We start from the raw sequence: 21833 nt of genomic DNA on the forward strand, positions 1-21833 counted from the left end.
CCAGTGCTGGTTTTGTAGGTTTTGATCAAATACTAAAATCTTTGTCTGGAATTTTTGGGAAGAGCTCTGTTTTTGCTAGTATGACTGGAGCTGTTTGTGGTTGTTGCGGTTCGCCAGTGTGTGCAGCAGCAGCGACAGATTCAGCGTTGAATAATAGTTTCTAGTGAGAATATTTTTAGTATTAGTATTGTTGTTTCAATTTGTAGCCGTTCAGGCCCACGGCGGTGCTTGTGGCTGTAGCTCCCTTCAGGGAACGGGTTTGGCTGGTCCCATTATTACTGTCCCTGCTTATGGCATGCAACCAGGTACTACTAGCGTGAGTCTCGGCTTGGGTTTCCATAATTCAGGCAGAATTGCCCCTAATGATTTAAGTACTTTGATTCGTAATGATGAACATGCTGATGATAATTATGGTTCTCTAAGTCCTGTGCTTGCAGTTAATCATGGAATTACTGATAAATGGAGCATTGGTGTTTCTTTGCCTTTCATTATTAGTTTGGATTTTCGAGAAGTGCATGATGGACTTGAGCAGCTTGGGGACAGTATTGGCTTTGGTGATTTGATGGTTATGTCCAAGTATAAGTTTTATGATAATCATAATTTTCAGTCAGCTTTGATTGGAGGAATTGAGCTGCCTACTGGGGCAACTAAAGTTGTTGGAGATACTGGTGAGCGTTTTGAGGCTCTCAATCAACCAGGTTCAGGTTCTTTTGACCCCTTGTTTGGTATTGCTTTTAGTAAGCAGTTTGACAAGTTTGGTATAGATTCTAACTTCTTGTATAAGTTATCGACAGAAGGATCCCAGGATACTGTAACTGGAGACTTGGCTTATTACAATGCTGCAATTAGTTATGCGATTAATCACGATCACAAAGATCAGTTTGAACACCGTCATATTGAGCATGATGATCACAGTGGTCATGGTAGGTTTCACCGGACTCTTGAGAAGATATTTCCTGAGCATGTACTTGGCAAGCATTTATCATGGGATTTGATTCTTGAAGCAAATACATTATGGCAAGAAGCTCCCGAAGAATCAGGAGTGGTAATTCCTAATCATGGCGGCACAACAGTCTATCTTAGTCCAGGTTTGCGTTTGGTGATGGATGATAATTGGGTTTATAATTTAAGTGTGAGTATGCCTGTGATTGAAGATATTAATGGAATTCAAGGTGGATCAGATTTACAGTTGTCGTTTAGTGTGGCAACGAATTTTTAATGGATAAGATTTTAATAATAGCTGGCACTCATGGACAAGAACCTCAGTCTACTTATGTCGCACGTCAATTAATCGAGATCTTGGGGTTGAAACTCAAGTCATCAGAGCCTTTTGATTTTTATCAAGGTGAAAAAATAGATATTATTCCTGATCTTAATCGTTATGGTTTAGAGCATTGCACTCGCGGCAATGCTAATGGAGTAGATCTCAATCGCAATATGCCTTCAAGTAATTGGAGTGCAAAACACTCTCACCCAGGCTACTATCCAGGTAATCATGCAGCAAGTGAAATAGAGACCAAAGCTCTAATCGAAATAATTCAACAGTGTATAATTAATTATGGTTTATGTAAAATAGTTTCTATTCACACAAATCATTTTGTTGCTAACGCTAACGAGCCCCAATTGAATTATGATGGCAGTGATAAGTCTCTTGAATTTGCGCAAAGTCTTGCTGATAGACTTGAATTACCTTTGACTAGAGATATTGGTTATCCAACACCAGGTTCACTTGGTAGTTACTGCAAAGAAAATAACATTGACTGTATGACATTGGAGTTGGATGACAACTTAGATAATGAGGAGACTTGGCAGCGCTATGGTATCAAGCTTGCCAAGGCAATAGACAAAATGGTTTCAGGCTAATCCTTGCTTAGCTTTAACATTTAGTTCATTGAAAGACTTTTCTGAAAACTCAATTTCTTTACCTGAATCTCAAGAAGCTAATTACAAAACAATTTATCCGAAAAATGCCTGGAGGCGTTATATAGCTTGAAAGTCAATTCTGCGTTGCGTGGTAGAATTGACTTTCAAAAAATGTGCCTGAGTCTTGTATTTAACTGAGCCGAAGCCATTTTTCGGGAAATTCGTTTTGAAATTAGCTTCAAGGTACAAACAGGAAGATTCAATTACAACTAGAACTAAACTCAAACAAGATTATTTTAGTGTACAATTGTTTAATTGATGTCACTTGAAGCTATTAAAAAATCAGCTTGTGAAAAAGCCATTATCCTTGGTTCAGGAGTTTCTGTTTATGAAGGCAAAGAACCGATTGCCTCAATTTCTTATGCTGACATTCCTGGCTGGCCGCTTGGCAAAGTCAAAGGTCACAAAGGAGTTCTTGATATTTATGAAGAGCTTTGGGTTTTAAGAGGACGCGCGCATCTTTATGAAGGTTTTACTTGGCAGCAAGCTTGTTTTCCCACTCAGTTTATTGTTGATAATGGAATTAAAGAATTGATTGTCACTAATTCAGCTGGTGGAATTAATTCTAGTTATCAGGTTGGTGACTTGATGCAGATTACAGGCTATCTGGATTTTATTCGACCAGGTAAGAAGCGCGGTAACTTAGAGGCTTTGACTCAGCAAGTGATTAAGTTTGATACTGATAAACTAGCTACTGAGCATCATGGTAATTACGTTGCCGTTCATGGCCCAAACTACGAATCAGATGCTGAGGTTGCTTTGTTTCGTAAGCTTGGTGCTGATGCTGTTGGTATGTCGACAGCTCCTGAGCTTGAAGTTGCGATTGCAAATCAGCTCAAGATTACTGCAATAAGTGTAATCACTAATGTTTACGGCAAGACAGAGGATCTTGGACACGAAGGTGTTTTGCTTGCTGCCAAGAATGCGAGTGCAAAATTAACTAAGCTATTAGGAATAAATTAATGTCCAAAATCACCATGCTAACAGCTTATGACTTCAACACAGCAAGAGCCCTTGCTGAGGCTGGTATTGATTATATTCTTGTCGGTGATTCGCTTGCAATGGTTGGGCTTGGTTACCCTAATACACAGACTGTGAGTCTTGGTGAGATGCTGATTACCACTCGTGCTGTGAGGCGAGGAGCGCCGCAAGCCAAAATTATTACTGATATGCCGTTACAGGCAGTCAATAAAAAAATAATTGAAGCAATGAAAGCCGCAGAGCAAATTATTATTGCTGGTGCCAACATCGTTAAAATCGAAAATGCTGAAAAAGATACATTGCGTTTGATTCGCAAGTTACGTGAAGAAAGAATTGAAGTGATGGGTCATCTTGGTTATACTCCACAAAGTTTTGATAAACCTGCCTTGGTTAAAGATAGAGAGAAATTATTAGAAGATGCTCACAAGCTTGAAGAGCATGGAGTTATGGCTATAGTTTTAGAAATGGTACCAAGTGAGATCGCTGCTGAAATAACCCAAGCTATCAAGATTCCAACTATAGGTATTGGTGCTGGTGCGGGTTGCTCAGGTCAGGTATTGGTTTCTGATGATATGCTTGGGCGTTATAATTTAATGAATCCCAAATTCTTGCGCCGTTATTCTAATCAGTATAAAGATATGCTGAGTTCATTTAAGAAATATATTGAAGATGTCAAAGCTGGGGATTTTCCTGCTGAAGCAGAGTCATACTAAGTTCAAGGGCTAGATATAGCCACCTGCAGCTAAATGACCTATAATATTTCAATGACCAACCCTTTATTAGATTATGGTGAATTTGCGCCTTATGCTGAAATTCAAGCCAAAGATATAGTCCCTGCAATTAAAGTAGCAATTGATAAATCTCAAGCCCAGCTTGAAGCAATACTGGAATTGCCAGTTTCTGAATACAATTTTGCCAATACTATTCATGCTTTAGTTGAAATGGAAAACCATATCGGCAATGTTTGGACACCAGTGGAGAATCTTTTGAGTCTTATGGGCAAGGATGATATTCGTGATGCCGCTAATGAAGCTCGTCCACTTGTTGTTGAGTTTTATAATAACTATTCGCTTGACCCGCGTGTCTACAAACTTATCAAGGATTACTCACAGACAACTGAAGCCAAGTCATTGACTGGTGAGAAGAAGCGTCATCTTGAAAATACTATATTAGATTTCAAGCTTTCTGGAGCCGAGCTTGAAGGCAAAGAAAAAGAAGAATTTAAAACTCTTAACCTCAAACTCTCAGACCTTTCACAAAAGTTTTCTGACAACGTTACTGACTCCAAGTTTGAATTGATTGTTACTGACAAATCTGATTTAGCAGGTTTGCCTGAGGATATTATTGACGGAGCAAAACGTAAGGCTGATGAGATGCGCGAGCATGCAGCTTCAATCCCTGTTGGAGCTTGGCTTTTCAACCTGGATTATCCTTCGTATGGACCTTTTATGAAGTTTGCTGATAACGGTAATTTGCGTAAGCAGCTCTATATACAATACCTCGCCAAGGCAACTGATTCAGCTAGCCGCGGTCTGAGTGGAGGAGATAAGGCTGGCTCATTAAATAATGAACCTTTGATCAATGCCATTTATGCTGCCAAGCTTCGTAAAACTAATTTGCTTGGCTATAAGAATTATGCAGAGCTTAGTTTGCAAACTAAAATGGCACCAAGCCCAGAGAAAGTAAAAGAGTTTCTTCAAAGACTCGGGATTAAAGCTAAGCCATTGGCGCAAAAAGAATATCAAGCGCTGATTGAATTTCAAAAACAAATAGGCTATCAAAATACAGAGAATAATCTAAATGATGTTTATCCTTGGGACAGAGACTATCTTTCAGAGAAGCTTCGCAAAGCCAAGTATGATTTTGACACTAATTTAACTAAGCCATATTTTGAATTGAGAAATACGATTAAGGGCATGTTTGAGATTGCTGAAACTATTTATTCAATTAAGTTGGAGAGGATTAATACAGTATCTACTTGGCATGAAGATGTTGAGGTCTACCAGGTTCAAAACAAAGACGGCTCTATCGTTGGGACTTTTTATATGGATCTTTATCCTCGTGATATCAAGCGTCAAGGCGCATGGGTAATGCCTTTGGTCGGTGCATGCATTGAGAGTGACGGAACCAAAATTTTGCCACAGTGTACATTGGTATGTAACTTGACTAAACCAACTGATACTCACCCAAGCTTGCTAACTCATATAGAAGTAGTAACTCTTTTCCATGAGTTTGGTCATGCTCTTCATCATCTGTTCTCGAAAGTAGAATTGGAACCACTTTCAGGTACCAATGTTGAGTGGGATTTTGTTGAACTACCTTCGCAACTCAATGAAAACTTTTCTTGGGAAAAAGAATCTCTGCTTACATTTGCAAAGCATTATCAAACTGGAGAGGTTATTCCTGACGAACTATTAGGCAAAATGCTTGCTGCCAGAACTTTCAATGAAGGGCTCGCTTGTATAAGACAATTGGAGTTTTCGTTATTTGATTTTGCTATTCATATGCGTGAATCAGCAGAGGATAGCCGCAGCCCGAATGATATTTTTAAAGAGATAGTTGCCCAGAATGGTGTTTTTTCTGTTTGGGAAGGAACTAATTTTCCATGTTCGTTCTCTCATATCTTTGCTGGTGGTTATTCAGCTGGTTATTACAGCTATAAGTGGGCTGAAGTGCTTGAGGCTGATGCATTTTCTCGTTTCCAAAAAGAGGGTGTGCTCAATCCTAAATTAGGACAGGAATACAAAGAGAAAATACTTGAGCGTGGCGATGCCGAGCCGCCAATGGATTTATTCAAGGACTTTATGGGACGTGAGCCAAGTGAGGATGCATTGCTATCACGAATGGGACTTGAGACAGCCCCAAAATCGCCAACTGCTGCGTTACGCTCAAGCTAACAAGTCATCATTGACGGTTCAGTCAACTCAGCCTTGTCAGCACTTCGCAAGCCTTGCATTTGACAATTTTGGAACAGTCTCTTGTAAGAGGTTATAATACTTATATGTCCAAGCTCAGTTTAGAAGTAGTTATAAAAAATCCTCCAGGCTTTGATGAAGATCCTGGTTTAAATGAGCGTAAGGTTTCAAACGCTATCTATTCTCCAGAAGACCGCAAGATCAAGCTCTATCTTGGACCAAAGTCAGAGCTTAGCTTAGCCAAAATTCGCAAAAGAGTATCTGATATTGACTGGAAATCTGTTTCAGAAACAGAAGTTGAGATAGATGTAAACAATTTGGATGCAAGAGAAGCAGAAGTACTCTATGAAATGATTGCGTTAAAGAGTTTTCTCTTTGATAAATACAAAACATCAGCTGCTGATCGTCATGTACAAGTTAAAAGACTTGCTTTTAAACAAAAGAAACCAGATGGTTTTAATTCAAAACTTCGTGATGATATCATCTCTGGAGTTAAATTCTGTAGGGATATAGTTTCATCGAATGCTGATACTATTCATCCTGGACAAATGCAAAAATTCGCTGAAGAGCTTGCTGCAAGCTCTAAGCAAGTCAAATGCAAGGTGATTGACGCAACCCAAGCTCAAAAAATGGGTATGGGTGCTTTACTTGCTGTTGGTGCTGAATCAATAGCCAATTCAAGCGCTGATTATCATCCACGTATGATTAGTCTTGAATTTACTGGTACCAAGGTAAGCAAATCCAAGAAACAAGAACATATTGTAATAGTTGGTAAAGGAATTACCTACGATACTGGTGGACTTTGCCTCAAACCTACGCAGTATATGCTTGATATGAAATCAGATATGGCTGGTTCTGCAACAGTCTTGTCTGTAATCAAGACACTGATTAAACTCGCGAATAAAGTTGGTTCCAATGTCAAGGTTACTGGCGTGATGGCACTTGCAGAAAATGCTTTTGGTGCTAGCAGTTACAAGCCTGGTGACGTTCTTAAAGCAATGAACGGCAAAACTATTCAGGTTGTGGATACAGATGCAGAAGGTAGATTGGTTTTGGCTGACGCATTGAGCTATGCCAGTAGTCTTAAACCAAACAAGATTATTGATCTTGCAACTTTGACTGGATCAATAGTTGCAACTCTTGGTGAAGCAGCAGCAGGTGCAATGGGTGACGCAGAATTTTTTAAAGAAGTTGAAAAGTCTTTCGCTAAAGAAGGTGAGCAATTGTGGTTAATGCCTTTATACGAATATTACAAAGATTCACTTAAATCTGAGATCGCTGATATCAAGCATTGCAACACCAGGCCAGATGCGCTTTGTGCTGGAATCTTCTTGAAGGAGTTTGTTGGAGAAGGTATCGATTGGCTGCACCTTGATATTGCTGGAGTTGGTTTCTTAGAGAATGATGGACTTTGGGCTTACAAGGGTGCTACGGGATTTGGGGTGAAGGGGCTAGTTAACTATATATTATCGATTAGTTAGTGTTATCATTGTCATAGTGAGCCCTAAGGGCGGAGCAATCTAGTCGATTTTAAATTTCTGCATTAGTTTGCCACGTCGGGTCCCACCCTCCTTGCAATGACGACATTAAAGTTAGCAAAATACTTCGGAGAATATGGCGGACAATTTGTGCCAGAAACCCTGATGCCTGCTTTGGCTGAGCTTGAGGCTTGCTACCTTGAAGCAATCGAAGATAAGGATTTTCAAGATCAATTAAGCTACTACTTGAAGAATTATGTCGGTAGACCTTCTCCGCTTTATTACGCTGAATCACTGAGCAAGCATTATGGTGGCGGCAAGATTTATCTCAAGCGTGAAGATCTCAATCATACTGGCGCTCATAAAATCAATAATGCTATTGGACAAGCCTTGCTTGCTAAGCGTCTTGGTAAAAAACTTATTGTCGCTGAAACAGGGGCAGGACAACATGGAGTTGCTACAGCTACGGCTTGTGCACTATTTGATTTAGACTGCAAGGTTTTTATGGGGGCTGAAGACATCAAAAGACAAGCACCTAATGTTTATCGAATGGAATTATTGGGTGCTGAAGTTATTCCCGTTGAATCTGGTTCTAGGACTCTTAAAGATGCAACTTCTGAAGCTATTAGATATTGGGTTACCAATGTCATTTCTACGCATTATATTATTGGGAGTACAGTTGGTCCGCATCCTTATCCGACTATTGTGAGAGATTTTCAGAAGATTATTGGTGAAGAAACCAAGGAGCAGTTGCGCGAGATTTACGGCGCGGCTTCTGATGTTCAGAACTTGTGTTGTCCTGATTACATTTTGGCTTGTGTTGGTGGCGGTAGCAACGCCATGGGTATTTTCTACCCCTATTTAGAAGAAGCCAAATCAGGACAAACTAAATTAATCGCCATAGAAGCCGCTGGAGAAGGGCTTGCAGGCAAGCACGCTGCGTCTATTTCCAAAGGCAAACCAGGAGTATTGCACGGTGCTAAGAGCTATCTTTTGCAAGATGAATATGGGCAAATACAAGAAGCGCATAGTATTTCTGCTGGCTTGGATTATCCAGGTATTGGTCCAGAACATAGTTTCCTTCATGATGCTAAGTTAGTTGAATACCAGGCTATCACTGATAAAGAAGCGCTTGCTGCTTTTAGATTACTTTGCAAGCTTGAAGGGATTATCCCAGCACTTGAAAGCTCACACGCTCTGGCATATCTAGAAAAACTCAAGACAAAAGCCGATGATGTTATTGTTTTAAACCTCTCTGGTAGAGGGGATAAGGATCTGCAGCAGATACGAGATTTAAAATAGAGTTGTTGCCAAAGTACAAAGCTGATTTACTAAAAATCAATGCATAGGGTCTTCTGGGATGAGTCCACACACAAAAGAAAAGAGATGGGTTTTTACTCCCATCTCTTTTCTCCCACGAGAATAAGCTCAATTTTTTCCTTCCACAAGAATCCGTTTTAATGTTTCAAGCTTATCCTAGGTTAATTAGGGTCTGGAGTATTTCATCTGACCTTTGAATTGTTGTTGCGTTAAACTGCAAACCTCTTTGGAAGGCAATTAGTTGCGCAAACTCATCTGCGATATTGACGTTGGATGCTTCAAGCGCACCTGACACCAACTGTGTTGCATTGATAGATCGTGCATTTCTATTGAATGGACCATCTATCACTGAAACTGCAGCTAAACCAGAGTTTGAAGTCTGGGCAAATCTATTAGCTCCTGTACTGGTTAGACCATCAGGGTTAATAAAGTTGCTGATTAATATTCTTCCAATCTTTAACTCTTCAGAAGTTGGACCAATGATTGCCACTGTTCCATTTGAACTGATAGTAAAACTATTAGTTTCTCTTTCCAAGCTTGAGTCTTGATCATACAAGAAGTTAGGAATTTTGATTGATGAATAAAGATCCGTGATATCTGCAACTTTCATGTATGCAAAGTCATCATTACCAACAGTAATATCAGACCCAGTTTGAGCATTTGGACCACCATTGGTTGAAGTTCCTTCAAAAACCATTGTGTCACTGGTTTGTGAAGTTGAATCATATTCAATTGTTGCAAAAGCATCTTCAAGTGAATCAACTCCTGGTTCCAATCTAATCCTCATTTGAATTTGTGCACCAGCTGAATTAGTCATTTCAAAAGAAAGGACACCATCAAGAATTGATGCATTAGTATCAATTGCTGCAGAGAATAAATCAGTAGAAGTACCACCGTTGGCATCATCAAAAGTGAACAATAGTTTATTGTCGTCTCTTCTTGAAATAGTTAAATCTCCTGGAGTTGCTGTGGTTACACCTGTTGTTGCATCCACTAGTCCACCACGAACACTGATCTCTGAGATTACACCTGCATCAAAGACTGGTGTTGCACCAATTACATTAGTAATTACTGGTGTTGGTACAGCCAAGTTGGGTGAAGTTCCAGCATCATTGGGATACATCGAAGGGCTACCAGCTGGACCAATTGTTTGATCCGTGTAGTAAGTGATTGCACTATAACCGCTAATAGATTTGACTTTGCCAGTTGCGTGGTCGTAAAGAGTTGCTGCCATAACTTTGGCACCATCTGCTGTAACGATGTTCCCGTCAGCGTCTAGTAAGAAGTGACCGTCTCTAGAGTACTCCGGATTAATAATTTCTGAGCTACCATCTGGTGTTGAACCAGAAATTACAAAGAAACCATTTCCTGAAATAGCTAAGTCGGTAACGTTACCAGTTTGCTTTAGCGAACCTTGAGAAAAGATGGTATTGATATCACTCAATTGTAATCCAGTACCAATTTGCGAAGGATTTTGACCACCTTTGGTTAGTGATGGTGCTGAAGATGTGCTTTTGCTACTACTAATCGCCTCTGAAAAGTGTACGCTTGAGCCTTTAAAACCAGTCGTGTTGACGTTGGCGATATTGTTAGCAATAACCGATATGGCGTTTTGCTGAGTGCTAAGTGCACCTGCTCCTGTAAATAGTGATGGGATTGGCATTTTCTTCTCCTTTGCTTTGGTTCCCGTTGTGTTTTAGCTCCACGTGAGCGTCAGTTTTATCTACCCAATGCTAATGTTGTTTCGATTATGTCATTAGCGGTTTGAGTAGCACGCGATATCGATTGATAAGATCTTTGGTATGCAATCAGATCAACCATATTGGTACTTAAGTCAGCGTTCGATGATTCAAGTGCTCCAGAAATCATTTGGCTACCTGCTGTGCCTGTGCCTGATTCTTCTGCAGCTGAGAATTGTGGTGAGCCTGAATTAACAGTTTCACGATATTGGCTGTTGCCAATTGCTTCCAAGCCTTGTGGATTTACAAAACTTGCAAGTTGAATTTGTGTCAAGATTTGAGGTACGGTATCACCTTCCAGAAGAATCCTAACTTCTCCTGCGGAGGTGATCTCAAGAGTGTCTGTTGCTATAGGTGCAACGATTCTTGATCCTCCTGTTGACAGAACGTAATTACCATTGGCATCTACCAATGAGTTTTCACCATCAAAACTAAAATGACCGGCTCTGGTATAAACCACGTCACCAGTTGTACTTTGTAGTGTAAAAAATCCTTTGCCGTTTATTGCAAGGTCAGTAACTAAATTGGATTGTTTTAGATTGCCTTGGCTAAAGTCAGCGTTGATTGAAGCAATTGCAGTTCCAGAATAACTATGTCCTGCTGCAGAACCAAGCTTGCTTACAACATTTGTGAATTGAGGTTTGTTTTCTTTAAAAGCTGTAGTATTAACGTTAGAAATATTGTGTGCGATTGCATCGATAGCAGTTTGAATGCTGCTCATTGATGATGATGAAAGTTTGAGTGTGCTGAACGACATAAATATTCCTTTGAGTTTTGCTGGCTCATTGTCATTATCCGCAAAATTAGCCTTTTTTGAACTTAGGCTTTTGGCGTATTTATGTGAAATTAGATGGCCCAATTTGTTGAAAAATAAGGTGTTTTGGTCCTTCTGACCTATAGTTGATAGTCGATTCTGCTGTTTTAGGATGATTTACAGCAAAGGTAGCCTTGCAAGTAATGCACCGAAACCAAATGCAAGGAACCAAGAACTTAGCCAAATGGCCATCGCTATTTTAAAATTTTGTTCTTTGATCATGATTGCCACAGTGGCAATACAAGGCACAAACAAAGTCAGCACAACGCAAGCTGTTACAAGTTGAGAATCTGTCATTGAAATATCCATCAAACCAAATGCGCCAAAATCTCTTCTTACCATCCCTAAAATAAAGCTAATAGCGACTTCTTTAGGTAGCAGCAAGACTTCTGTGATCATGGGCTCGCTGTATTTAATTACTAGTTTGAGCAAGCCAGTTACTTGCAGTGAACCAACTACGGCTGCAGCAATAAAAAAAGCAGGCGTAGCTTCAGCAAGGAAGACCTTGGATCTAATGATAGTTTTCTGTAGGATATTGTTGATGCGGGGGATACGTAGAGGTGGAATGTCAGTAATAAAATGACCGCAATCACCTGGTATCAGCTTGTTTAAGAGCATTCCAGTTAAGACAAAAACTATAAACAAAGTACCAGCCCAGACTAACCATGGCTTTGGCCCTCCAATATTGCTCAGGAGTCCTTGAATGACACCAAGCTGAGCTGAGCATGGAATCGTCAAGCCAAGTAAAGCCATGGTGATGATTTTTTCTTTTTTGCTACTTAATAATCTAGTAGTTACTGTTGCCATGGTTACGCAGCCTCCTCCTAGTATAAGTGGGATGATCGCTCTGCCGTTCATACCTAGTTTACTCAAAACACCATCAACTAAAACAGCAAGCCTTGGAAGATAGCCACTATCCTCAAGTACTGCAAGTCCAAAGTAAAAACCAAGTACTAGCGGCATCAATAAAGCGTATAGGTATGTAGGAGTAAGAGTAAGTAAACCATAGTCGCCAGCAAGCATAGTGCCAATTGCGGCAAGTGGTTGTTCTAGAATTAGGTTATCGTTGCTGTCTTTAATGACAGGGAAGACTTGACTCACGAGCCTCTCTATCACAGGAGTGTAATAGGTGTTGAGTACAGAGTTTTCAAGGAAATCTACTACGGTACCAGCAATGAAAACACCAAGGAACTGAAATAAAAATAGATAGAGTACCAGTGCTGCAGTGATTGATCCAATTATTGGATTCAGTAATAAGTGCCCAACGAGAGTACGTTTGGAGAATTGTTTTTGACTAACGACTTTGCTGACTAGTTCATCAACTTCTTGTCGTCTGATTTTGTAGATTGTTTCTCGTTTCTCGTTACTTGAGTTTTCTGCTTTGAGTAAGGCTTCAGAGCGAGTTAGGCAATCATCTAAGTAGCTAGCAATCTCTTTTTCCACTGCAATTGAGAGCGTGCCTGTTTTGACTTGCGCTATCTTGCTATTGCTGTAGTGGATTGAGTTTAAGATACTGGCTTTAAGGCTATCGAGCCCTTCTTCTTTGATTGCAACTGCTTCTATAATATCTAAGCCAAGTCCTTCGGTGAGTGCTTTTGTGTCAATTGCTACTTTGCGAATTCTCGCTTCGTCACATTGGTTAATAACCAAGATCATCGGTTTGCCCATATCGGCAAGTTGCTTGGTTAAAAACAAATCTCTACTCAAGCTGATGCTTGATACAACATTGACGATGATATTTGCTTGCTCAACACAAGTGAGAGTCGCAGTTTCTTCATCATTTTGTGATGAGATGCCATAAACACCAGGGCTATCAACTAGTTTGATCTCAAAATCTTCAAGTTGATACTTATTAATCTCTTCTTCAGTGGCATTGATTTTGGCACTAGTGATTTCAATCGTGGTTCCAGGGTAATTACTGACATCAACGTAGATGCCTGTTAGGTAATTAAAGATTACTGACTTGCCGACATTAGGGTTGCCAACCAAGGCGATATTAATAGTTTTGGTTTTTAGCTCTTGCATTGTTCTACCTTGATGAGTTTGGCGTAGCTATTGCCGATAGCAATTTCTTGCAGATCTTTTTGCAAGACCACCGGACCACCAGGGATTTTGCTAGAACAGAAGACTTTATCACCTTCACAAATTCCAAGTCGTATCAAATTAGCCTTGAGCTGGCTGGGGATCTCATGAATATGAAGGCTCTGTCCTGATTTTGCTTGGTCTAATTGCATAGCTAATTGAGAATAGTTCTCATTAACTATAGCAGAAATAGGGGAGATGGGATGGGACAAGGGAAAAGGGAGATTTGATTAAGACTAGACGCTTTAGCTTGGCTTGGCAGATTATGAAAGACGCTTTTGTTAGAATTGGATGAATGGAAAAACGCAGCGCGGCTCGAGAGTTAGCATTTCTGGCATTGTTCCAACTACCGCAGAAATCTGAAAACGTAAACACAGACAAATTATCCAAAATGGATTTACACGCCATTTGTTTGTCTGCTATTCGTACGCTTGCAGACCATGCCAAAGAAAATATCAAATCTGCGGAATCATATTTTATTAAGGCAGAAAGAGCTCTTATGGAGCATCAGATCGATCATGAAGCTAATGAAGGTTTGAATCAAGCTAGTCGTTCAGTTGAAGTTCCACAAACTGAAGAATTTATTGAGCACTTGGATAAGTGTTATCAAGGTATCTCTTTGATGCGTGAAAGCCTGCAAGTGCCTGAGCTGTATTGGCATTACAATGACGAGTCCACTAAAGAATTTACACTTGAGTTGATTTTAAAATATATCAATAATAAAGAAGAGGTTGAAAATCTTATCAAAGAAGTTTCTCAATCTTGGAAATTCGATCGTATTCAAAAAACAGAACGCAAACTCATTGAGCTTGGAGCAGCTGAAATGCTCAGCTCTTCAATCCCTCACACTGTCGTTGTTTCAGAGATAATCAAAATCGCAAATAAATACTCAACTGATGAGGGTATCAAGTTTATTAATGGTGTTCTTGCTGATATCGTTAAATTGATTAAAGACTAGCTGTCATTTTCTGCTGCAGTGTTTTCTTCTTTTTTGATTTCAGGTTCTGTAGGTTTTGGCGTGACGGTTTCTTCTTTGGTAGCAGCTTGTTCATTAGGCGTCTGCTGAGCTGCTGTATCATTTTGTGTTGTTTCTGAAGGCGTAGCAAGTGCCATAGCTTGAATTTCTGGTTCTTGCTTGCTTGTTAGTAATTCTGGTCCTGGGCTTGAAGGATATTCAGAGTCTATCTGATTACCAAATTGTTTATCAAGATTAAATTCATCGCTACCAACTTGACCAGGTAGGGCTAATCTATAGTTTGGTGATTCACTTTCTTTTTGGCCATTCTTCTCGGACATAGCAGCGTTAGTGACATTAATAGTGGCTTCAGGCTTTTGGTCCTCAGTCTTTTTATTGAGTGCGTCAACAGTTGCTTCGCCGATAGCTGTAAGTTTTGGAGCAACAACTTTCGCTGCAGCGAGAGCCCAATCTGCCAATCCTGGTTTTTTATCTTCGGTTTTTTCTGGTTCGTTAGCTTTAGCAGGAGTGCCATCATTATGATTAGGAGGATTTGCAATTACCTCTGCCATTCCTTTTGTGTATCTCGCTTCTTCACTTGCCGTTTTGCCTTTGATTTCTACAGTATGCATTCCATTGTTATAACTATATGTAAGTTGATTGTCTAAAGCATAGTGTTGTAGCGCATGTGCTTGCTTTTCACTAAGATTATTGAAGCCAACTTTGGTTGTAGCAGGGGCATTGGGTGCGTGATAATGCCCACTACCTACACTACCATTTGATGAGTTTCCTGTATTGTTGTTACCAGTCAGCCAGTTATAGCTATTAGTCACCCAATCTTGTGCAGAACCACCAACTGAACCCCAAGCATTGTTTGCACCTTGTTGAGAGTTGATTGGTGCTTGTCCCATTCTGCCACTTGCAGGCAAACTATTAGTAAACTGACTTGGGTTTAGTGCTTCGGCAAAACTCTGTTGTGCCACAACAGGATCTTTGTATGCTCGACTTCGATCTAAACCTGCTCCGTAACCTGCTACTGAAAAACCACGAAGTGGTGCATTAGGGTCCAAAAGTTTGGCAACTGCTGCATTGTCTTGAAATTCATTAGAGATTGTAGCTGGATTTTGCCTAGTGTTAGTTTTACTAGTTTGACCAGCTTCTGTGTCTGTGACTTCAGTTGTTCCGTCTGTCGAATCAGTTTTTTGTCTTCGCTAGAACCGCTAACGGACGCTATAGCTCTGCCAGTGGTTTTTTTGTCACCACTTGATGCCGAGCCACCACGGGCCCCTTTAATTCCTTGAAATACTTTTCCTAGACTTGCCATTTAGCTAATTTCTCTGTCTATACTTTAAAGAATTAGTATTAAGACCAGGTTATGAAATTAAAAAATTACACCATCTAATTGAGCTCGAAATATAAGTTGAATTCTTTCAATTAATTCTTTGTCACCATGAGCGTCAGCGCTGCCGTCAATTTTGAGCCAGATCAATGCTTCTTGGTTATTGTCTTTGATATATCTAAACAAGGTCCCACCTGTTTGTCTTTCTTCTTGCATCAAAACATCACCGTTGTCGTAGTACCAAGTAGCAATTTTGTCGCCTGCTAGAGTGGATTCTACGCTTTTTTCTAGTTTTTTGTTTGCGTCTAATAAGTACATGATCTCAGAGCCGTCGTGTCTGAATTCATGCATCGCAGGAAGCCCCTTGGAATCCTCGGATAGATGAAAAACTTTGCCGCCGTTCATGGTATGTTCGACTGCCACTTCGACTCCTTCTGTATCATGGGTAAAAATAATTTGGTTACCTTCTTCAGTCCTTGAGAAGGCTAGCTTCTCACCCTCAGCGTCAGTGATGCTGCTGATATTGGTAATCTCTTTACTGAAAATGAATTTAGATTCGATTTTCTCTTTAACTAAAACTCTGGTGTTTACTTCTCTCATGCTATATATAAAGCAGTGGTGAGAGGGGTTTGACGGGAAATTTGTTAACGGGTTCTTAACCTGGTTTGCTAGAATTGGGTTGCGTTCGCCTTTCAGGCTCTCTGGTTGCGGCACTGCGTGCCTGGTTGCGCGCGCTGCTCTTTGTCGTTTATGCTTTAAAGTAAGCTCTTTAATGCTAGAGGCAGGACGTGAAACGTCTGCAACCAGTGAGCCTGAAAGGCGAACGCAAACAGTCCTAGCTTTGCTAGGACGCAACCATACAAAGCTTTGCTTTGTATCAATTTATGCTTCTAAACCGTCAAGAAACTTCGAAAACACAATCTTGATATGAGCTATCAACATAGGATAACCATTGCTTTCTATAGATCCATCAACGCGTAACCAAATCATTGCTTTTTGACCGTTGCCGCTCATTGAAAACAAGATACCGCCTTGTTGTCTTTGTTCTTGAGTGATACTTTCGCCTTTGATTGAGAACCAGGTGGTGACCTTATCACCATTGGTTTTCATCTCAACCATTTTTTCAAGACGCTTAGCAGCGTCAAATAGATAAATATACTCAGTACCATCTGGCTTGAATTCATGCATGGCTGGTAAGCCCTTGCTATCTTTTTCCATATGGAATACCTTGGTGCCGTCCGGATAGTGTTCAATTGCAACATCAATACCTTCTAGGTCTTTAGTAAAAATTATATTATTACCCTCATCTGTCTTAGAGAATCCGAGCTTTTGCCCTTCCCCGTCAGAGATGTAATTAAGAGCTACAGCTCCAGTTTGTTTAAAAATGAACCTTGATTCAATAGTATTCGCTTCTGCCATAGGTATTTACCCTTGCTCCTTGTGTTTTATCATTCAGGGTATCCGAAGTCCGTCCCCTATATAAGGTCTGAGGATTAGAGTTTTTGATAAATGGAGCTTATAAATCTTTAAGGACACGCTGAAAACGTAGTTTTCTAGTCGGGTCCATGAATAAGGGTTCTGTCCGTGCAGAGCACGTGACAGATAAGGACTGAGCTCTGGATGGTTACTGCGACCTTAATACCATAGTCGTTTCAACTTCATGATCAATGATGTTCATGATTTTAGCTACTTGTGAATAAGAAATAGCATCTTCGAGTTTTGGAAAGTATTCTCGTTTTCTTTTTTCATCAATGACATTGACTCTTTCTAGGATATTAACAATCTTGGGCTGCCCGCCACTTATAACAACTCTACGTCCTTGTCTTTCAGCCCATGAAGCCAGATCTTTAATAGCATAAGCTCCAGAAAGATCAATAAATGAAACCATATCTAGATCTATAATCAGCACATCATGCGCTTTGGCTTCTCTGTATACTTCATTGAGGGGTTCAACTGAGCCGAAAAACAGTGGACCATTAGGTTTCAAGACATTGATTTTATTATCGGTTATAGCAATAGTTTTTTTGTGTTTGAGTTCAGTCAGTAAGTGAGCATTGTGTTTATAGGTGTGACTGATCTCTTGGATGAATCTAAAAAATGCAAAAATTAATCCAACTGCCATTGCTACCAATAAATCCTCAACTAAGGTAACCACTAGTACAACACTAAAAACAAGCATGTCGGTAAATGGTAAGCGGTGAAAAATAGAGAGGATATTGTAATCCAAAATATTCAAACCCACTTTAAAAAGGATTGCAGCAAGGCAAGCCATTGGGATATGTTCAACAAGAGGCCCTAAACCAAGTACTAGTGCTAGTAAGATCAGACTTTGCACTACTGCAGCAAGTGGGGTTCTGCCACCGCTTTGATAATTGGTCACGGTTCCTACCGTTGAAGTTGCTGTTGGTAAACCTCCCACTAAAGAAGATACCAGGTTGGAAAGCCCTTGACCAAAGGTTTCCCTGTTACTACTGTGCTTCTCTCCAGTAATATTGTCTGCAATAATGCAGGTTAATAATGAGTCAACAATGACCAGCCCGGCAATAGAAAGAGCTGGCCAAAAGAATTCAAAGAATTGACTAAACTCAGGTATGTGAAGTTGTGGTACTCCTGTTGGTATGTGTCCAACTACTGCTACTTGAAGATGCCAAATCTCTTCGATCGCCAAGCCTGCAATTAGCGCTAATAATGATGGAGGTATTTTTTCAAATAATTTAACCCTTTTCTGTACAAGTGGCCATAACAGTAAAATAGCAAGACAAGGTAGCGCGATTTTGAGCGCGTCAAGATTGTAGTTTTCGATTACATGTGGAATTGCAATTACTGCATTTTTGATTGAGCCAGCAGATGCAATACCAAAAAATGGATTTATTTGCAAGAGTGTTACGATGACTCCAATCCCGCACATAAAGCCAGCTACAACAGAGTAAGGTGTGAAATAAATTAATTGTGAGACTCTAAGTACACTAAGTATCATGAGGATGACACCACTAAAAAACAGGATCGTAAAAGCAACATTGAGATCAGGAGATCCATCAACAAGTTTGTAACCAACCATAATTGCAGAGAGTTGAATCATCGTTGGACCAGTAGGACCACTGATGCCAATTTTGGATCCACCAAATACTCCACCAAAAATGCCACCAATAATTGCAGCCCAAATTCCAGCAATAGCTCCTAAGCCAGAACCAACACCAAAAGCGATTGCTGCAGGTAATGAAATAACAGCAATAACAACACCGGCTATTAGATCTTTGCCAATATTGGTTGGCACAATTTTGATATTGCCCAAGGGCTAATTTCTTTAAGTGATTCTAATAGATAATCAAAAACAGAACTTGTGGGTTCAATTATGTCTTTTTCTTTTAAATCCATCTTGAGGCCTATATTCCCGCCCTAGATTTCAAATTAATCTCAATTAGAAGTACCGTAATATACCCCACTGGGGTATATTAGTCTATGTAAGCAGCAATAAATCTTCGTTCAGACATAGTAATATCTTCAAGTGAATAAATCCACTTGAGATAATCCTTATGAATTTTGGCTACAGTTTCGCCTCGATGTTTACCTTGCTTGAAACTAATTAGATCATCTTGAGCTTTGAACCACTTACCTAGAATGCTGGTATCTCCAATGGTGATTCTTTCAACCTCCTTGAGACCCTTGGCAAATAAATCCGGATACTGAGTTTCTTGCGCTTCGAGTACCACTTTAGTAGCGCGAATATCATGGATAGCACTATGTGCGCCTTGCATTTCTTGCCCAGTATAAAACTTATAAGCGTTGCTTAAGTTATGTGGGAACATGGTACGGAAAATCTTGTAAGGATCAAGAAACACAAAATCACTTTCTTTCAGTTCGTACTGCACTGTTTTGAATAATTCATTTTGTAAAAACTGAAAATCAAAAGCATAGTTGTAAGCAACAAAAACTTCTGCTGCTTCAAGATGATCGACTAATTGTCCAGCGAGTTCTTCAAAGCCAGGAGCATCTTTAACCATCTCATTGGTGATGCCGTGCAAGTCAGTTGTTGCTTGCGGGATTTGCATCTTTGGATTTATTAGACTATTAATTTCAGTGCCATCAGTAAGAATTACCCCGAGTTGACAAATCCTGTCTGTATTAGGGTTTAAGCCAGTTGTTTCGAGATCTATGTAAATATTTTTTTTAGACATTTCAGTGATTTTAACATGAATGGGAATAGGGGGGGGATTTATACTAGCCCGTTTCCCATCTCCCTTATCCCATCTCCCTTTAATAATTCCGCGAGCTTCTCAATATCACTGTCTTCGTGATTTGCATTAATACAAACTCTCAATCTTGGGCTTGGTACAGTTGGTGGTCTAATGGCAATCACCAAATAGCCTTGTTTTTTCAGCTCTTCGGTCGCGCTTAAAGCCGCTTCAACGCTGGGCATGTGGATTGCAAAGATCGCTGTATTTTCGTTGCTATATTTGAGTCCTGCAATATGTGTTTGGAATAATTGGATCTTGGCATTCAAGCTGGCACGTAGTTCTGGCTGATAACGAACTGTTGTAAGGTGTTCCAGAATCAAGCCACTAAGTAAAGGAGAGATTGCTGTTGAATAAATAAAAGTTCTAGATTTGTTTTTGAGAAACTCTATCAAGCTCTTGGAGCCCGCTATATAACCGCCCTCTAGTCCAATAGCTTTGGAGAAGGTGCCCATTTGTACTAATACATCAGATTTTTTGATTAGTCCTTGCTCGCTAAGCTCTTCAACTAAGCCAGCACCGTTAGATCCAAGTACTCCAGTGCCGTGTGCTTCATCTATATATAAAGAACAGTTAAATTTTTTGGCAAGCGGATTGATTTGCGCCAGCTGTGCTTTATCACCGTCCATACTGAAGACTGCTTCGGTCACAATCAATGCTTTGGCAAATTTGTCGCGATGTTTCTCTAATAATTCACGCAAGTGCTCAATATCATTGTGCTTATAAAAATACTTGTGAGCGCCGCTTAATCTAATGCCGTCAAGAATACAAGCATGGGAGTATTCATCACAAAATACAATATCTTTGGAACCTAGTATCACCGAAAGCGTACCGAGGTTTGCCATGTAGCCACTACTAAATACGAGTGCTGCTTCAGTGCCTTTCCAGTCTGCAATAAACTCTTCAAGCTCTTTGTGCGCCTGGTAGCTGCCGCTGGTAATGCGCGACGCACTAGCGCCGCGACGATCCACTTTGAGCTCAAGAGCCCTTTGTGCCAAACCTAAATAATCATTAGAACTAAAATTAATTAATTCAGGATCATGAATTTTGGTTTCTCTGTATAAATTACGTTCACGGAGTTTTTCTAACTCAGTATCAAAAGATTCTTCAAAGTCAGCTTTATTAAATCCCGGCATAGACAGGTTCCTGCCTAGCGCTATCCCAGCGCTTGAAATTATCGTTTTCAATGTTGAAGACATCAAGAGTTTTGCCAACTATAAATTGAACCATGTCATCAATTGTTTGAGGTTTTTGATAGAAACCTGGTGCCGCAGGCAATACAACTGCGCCCATCTCACTAAGTTTGAGCATGTTTGCCAAGTGAATACTACTAAGCGGAGTTTCTCTTGCCACCAAAACCAGCCTGCGTCTCTCTTTGAGACAAACGTCAGCGGCTCTGGTGATTAAATTATTGGAAGTGCCGGCTGCAGTATTGGCAATGGTGCCCATGCTACATGGTGCAATAATCATGCCTTGACTTTTGTAAGAGCCAGATGCAATTGAAGCGGTGATATCGTCAGCTGCCCATAAATTCAGCTGAGAGTTAATGGCTGATGGCTGATGAGTCGATGAATAAGCCGGACTCATTGTTGCTTGAGCAGCCGGAGTGGCTTCATTGAGATTGTAAGACAACCCTTGCTTGTATCTATTTTTTAATTCTTGTTTACGTTTAAGTTCCACTTTTTTTGCTTCGATTTTGGACGAGAGACTTATTTGCGGACTTGTAGCTGTGTTGCTGAAACTAGATTGTTGTGGACGTGCATAAGCAGAACTTGCTGTTGTAGTTGCCTTGCCGCAATACTCCAAAAGCATTTGTTTGCGCTGGTCTAAAGCACAATGTTGCAAATCCAAACCAAGCTCATGTTTTGCGACTTTAATGGCATTATCCGAAAGAACAAGATCTATTTTGAAATTATTATTGAGAAAGAATTTAAGCAAAGCAAATCCATAAGCCGCCCCACTAGCACCAGTGATTGCTAATGTGATTGGTTTGGTTTTATCTGGTTGTGTCATTAATTTTTTTGATGTTATAGTGAATTAGCTTGCATCGTAATC

Annotated in this window: 20 protein-coding genes; 8 read left to right on the forward strand and 12 right to left on the reverse strand. The window is 40.1% G+C overall.

Annotated elements, in window-relative coordinates; translation table 11 throughout:
- The first annotated feature begins 163 nt into the window (after positions 1-163).
- The 7 genes from O3C63_04385 (at position 164) to trpB (ending at position 8599) form a co-directional block, all read left to right on the forward strand.
- Positions 164-1219, forward strand: coding sequence for a transporter (locus O3C63_04385; GenBank protein MDA0772161.1), 1056 nt, complete (start codon positions 164-166; stop codon positions 1217-1219).
- On the forward strand, positions 1219-1863 hold the full coding sequence (locus O3C63_04390; GenBank protein MDA0772162.1) for a DUF2817 domain-containing protein: 645 nt from the start codon (positions 1219-1221) through the stop codon (positions 1861-1863). Before O3C63_04385 ends, O3C63_04390 begins: the two co-directional genes overlap by 1 nt.
- A 318-nt stretch (positions 1864-2181) precedes the next feature.
- A complete protein-coding gene (locus O3C63_04395; protein MDA0772163.1) occupies positions 2182-2886 on the forward strand; it encodes a purine-nucleoside phosphorylase in 705 nt (234 codons plus the stop codon).
- Positions 2886-3617, forward strand: coding sequence for a 3-methyl-2-oxobutanoate hydroxymethyltransferase (panB, locus tag O3C63_04400; protein ID MDA0772164.1), 732 nt, complete (start codon positions 2886-2888; stop codon positions 3615-3617). The genes O3C63_04395 and panB overlap by 1 nt, the downstream gene beginning before the upstream one ends.
- A gap of 51 nt (positions 3618-3668) precedes the next feature.
- Complete coding sequence (locus O3C63_04405) at positions 3669-5801, forward strand: M3 family metallopeptidase (GenBank protein MDA0772165.1); 2133 nt, start codon at positions 3669-3671, stop codon at positions 5799-5801.
- A 104-nt stretch (positions 5802-5905) separates the two neighbouring features.
- On the forward strand, positions 5906-7300 hold the full coding sequence (locus tag O3C63_04410) for a leucyl aminopeptidase family protein (GenBank protein ID MDA0772166.1): 1395 nt from the start codon (positions 5906-5908) through the stop codon (positions 7298-7300).
- 96 nt (positions 7301-7396) lie between these two features.
- Positions 7397-8599: a tryptophan synthase subunit beta gene (gene trpB, locus O3C63_04415; protein MDA0772167.1), complete on the forward strand. Its 1203-nt coding sequence runs from the start codon at positions 7397-7399 to the stop codon at positions 8597-8599.
- A 169-nt stretch (positions 8600-8768) separates the two neighbouring features.
- On the opposite strand, the gene O3C63_04420 is transcribed toward trpB, so the two are convergent.
- From O3C63_04420 to O3C63_04435, 4 genes are all read right to left on the reverse strand, one after another.
- Complete coding sequence (locus tag O3C63_04420; GenBank protein MDA0772168.1) at positions 8769-10280, reverse strand: flagellar hook-basal body complex protein; 1512 nt, start codon at positions 10278-10280, stop codon at positions 8769-8771.
- Positions 10281-10336: 56 nt separating this feature from the next.
- On the reverse strand, positions 10337-11113 hold the full coding sequence (locus O3C63_04425; GenBank protein ID MDA0772169.1) for a flagellar hook basal-body protein: 777 nt from the start codon (positions 11111-11113) through the stop codon (positions 10337-10339).
- A gap of 174 nt (positions 11114-11287) precedes the next feature.
- The gene (gene feoB, locus O3C63_04430) at positions 11288-13195 is read right to left on the reverse strand and encodes a ferrous iron transport protein B (GenBank protein ID MDA0772170.1); all 1908 of its coding nucleotides are present in this window, start codon (positions 13193-13195) and stop codon (positions 11288-11290) included.
- Entirely contained in the window at positions 13183-13404 is a 222-nt protein-coding gene (locus O3C63_04435; GenBank protein ID MDA0772171.1) for a ferrous iron transport protein A, read from the reverse strand. Before O3C63_04435 ends, feoB begins: the two co-directional genes overlap by 13 nt.
- Before the next feature lie 143 nt (positions 13405-13547).
- Between O3C63_04435 and O3C63_04440 the strand changes: the two genes are divergently transcribed.
- Positions 13548-14210: a transcription antitermination protein NusB gene (locus O3C63_04440; protein ID MDA0772172.1), complete on the forward strand. Its 663-nt coding sequence runs from the start codon at positions 13548-13550 to the stop codon at positions 14208-14210.
- On the opposite strand, the gene O3C63_04445 is transcribed toward O3C63_04440, so the two are convergent.
- The 8 genes from O3C63_04445 to O3C63_04480 form a co-directional block, all read right to left on the reverse strand.
- Entirely contained in the window at positions 14207-15277 is a 1071-nt protein-coding gene (locus O3C63_04445) for a hypothetical protein (protein MDA0772173.1), read from the reverse strand. The genes O3C63_04440 and O3C63_04445 overlap by 4 nt on opposite strands.
- Positions 15241-15531, reverse strand: a complete 291-nt coding sequence (locus O3C63_04450) for a hypothetical protein (GenBank protein MDA0772174.1) — start codon at positions 15529-15531, stop codon at positions 15241-15243. The genes O3C63_04445 and O3C63_04450 overlap by 37 nt, the downstream gene beginning before the upstream one ends.
- 57 nt (positions 15532-15588) lie before the next feature.
- Positions 15589-16146: a hypothetical protein gene (locus O3C63_04455; GenBank protein MDA0772175.1), complete on the reverse strand. Its 558-nt coding sequence runs from the start codon at positions 16144-16146 to the stop codon at positions 15589-15591.
- A gap of 282 nt (positions 16147-16428) precedes the next feature.
- On the reverse strand, positions 16429-16965 hold the full coding sequence (locus O3C63_04460) for a hypothetical protein (protein ID MDA0772176.1): 537 nt from the start codon (positions 16963-16965) through the stop codon (positions 16429-16431).
- A gap of 205 nt (positions 16966-17170) precedes the next feature.
- Complete coding sequence (locus O3C63_04465; protein ID MDA0772177.1) at positions 17171-18820, reverse strand: SulP family inorganic anion transporter; 1650 nt, start codon at positions 18818-18820, stop codon at positions 17171-17173.
- 178 nt (positions 18821-18998) lie between these two features.
- The gene (locus tag O3C63_04470) at positions 18999-19721 is read right to left on the reverse strand and encodes a 3'-5' exonuclease (GenBank protein ID MDA0772178.1); all 723 of its coding nucleotides are present in this window, start codon (positions 19719-19721) and stop codon (positions 18999-19001) included.
- Between the two features lie 38 nt (positions 19722-19759).
- On the reverse strand, positions 19760-20914 hold the full coding sequence (locus tag O3C63_04475; GenBank protein ID MDA0772179.1) for an 8-amino-7-oxononanoate synthase: 1155 nt from the start codon (positions 20912-20914) through the stop codon (positions 19760-19762).
- Entirely contained in the window at positions 20901-21791 is an 891-nt protein-coding gene (locus O3C63_04480; protein ID MDA0772180.1) for a UbiX family flavin prenyltransferase, read from the reverse strand. The genes O3C63_04475 and O3C63_04480 overlap by 14 nt, the downstream gene beginning before the upstream one ends.
- Positions 21792-21833: the final 42 nt, after the last annotated feature.

This window comes from Cyanobacteriota bacterium, from assembly GCA_027618255.1.
Taxonomy (GTDB): domain Bacteria; phylum Cyanobacteriota; class Vampirovibrionia; order LMEP-6097; family LMEP-6097; genus JABHOV01.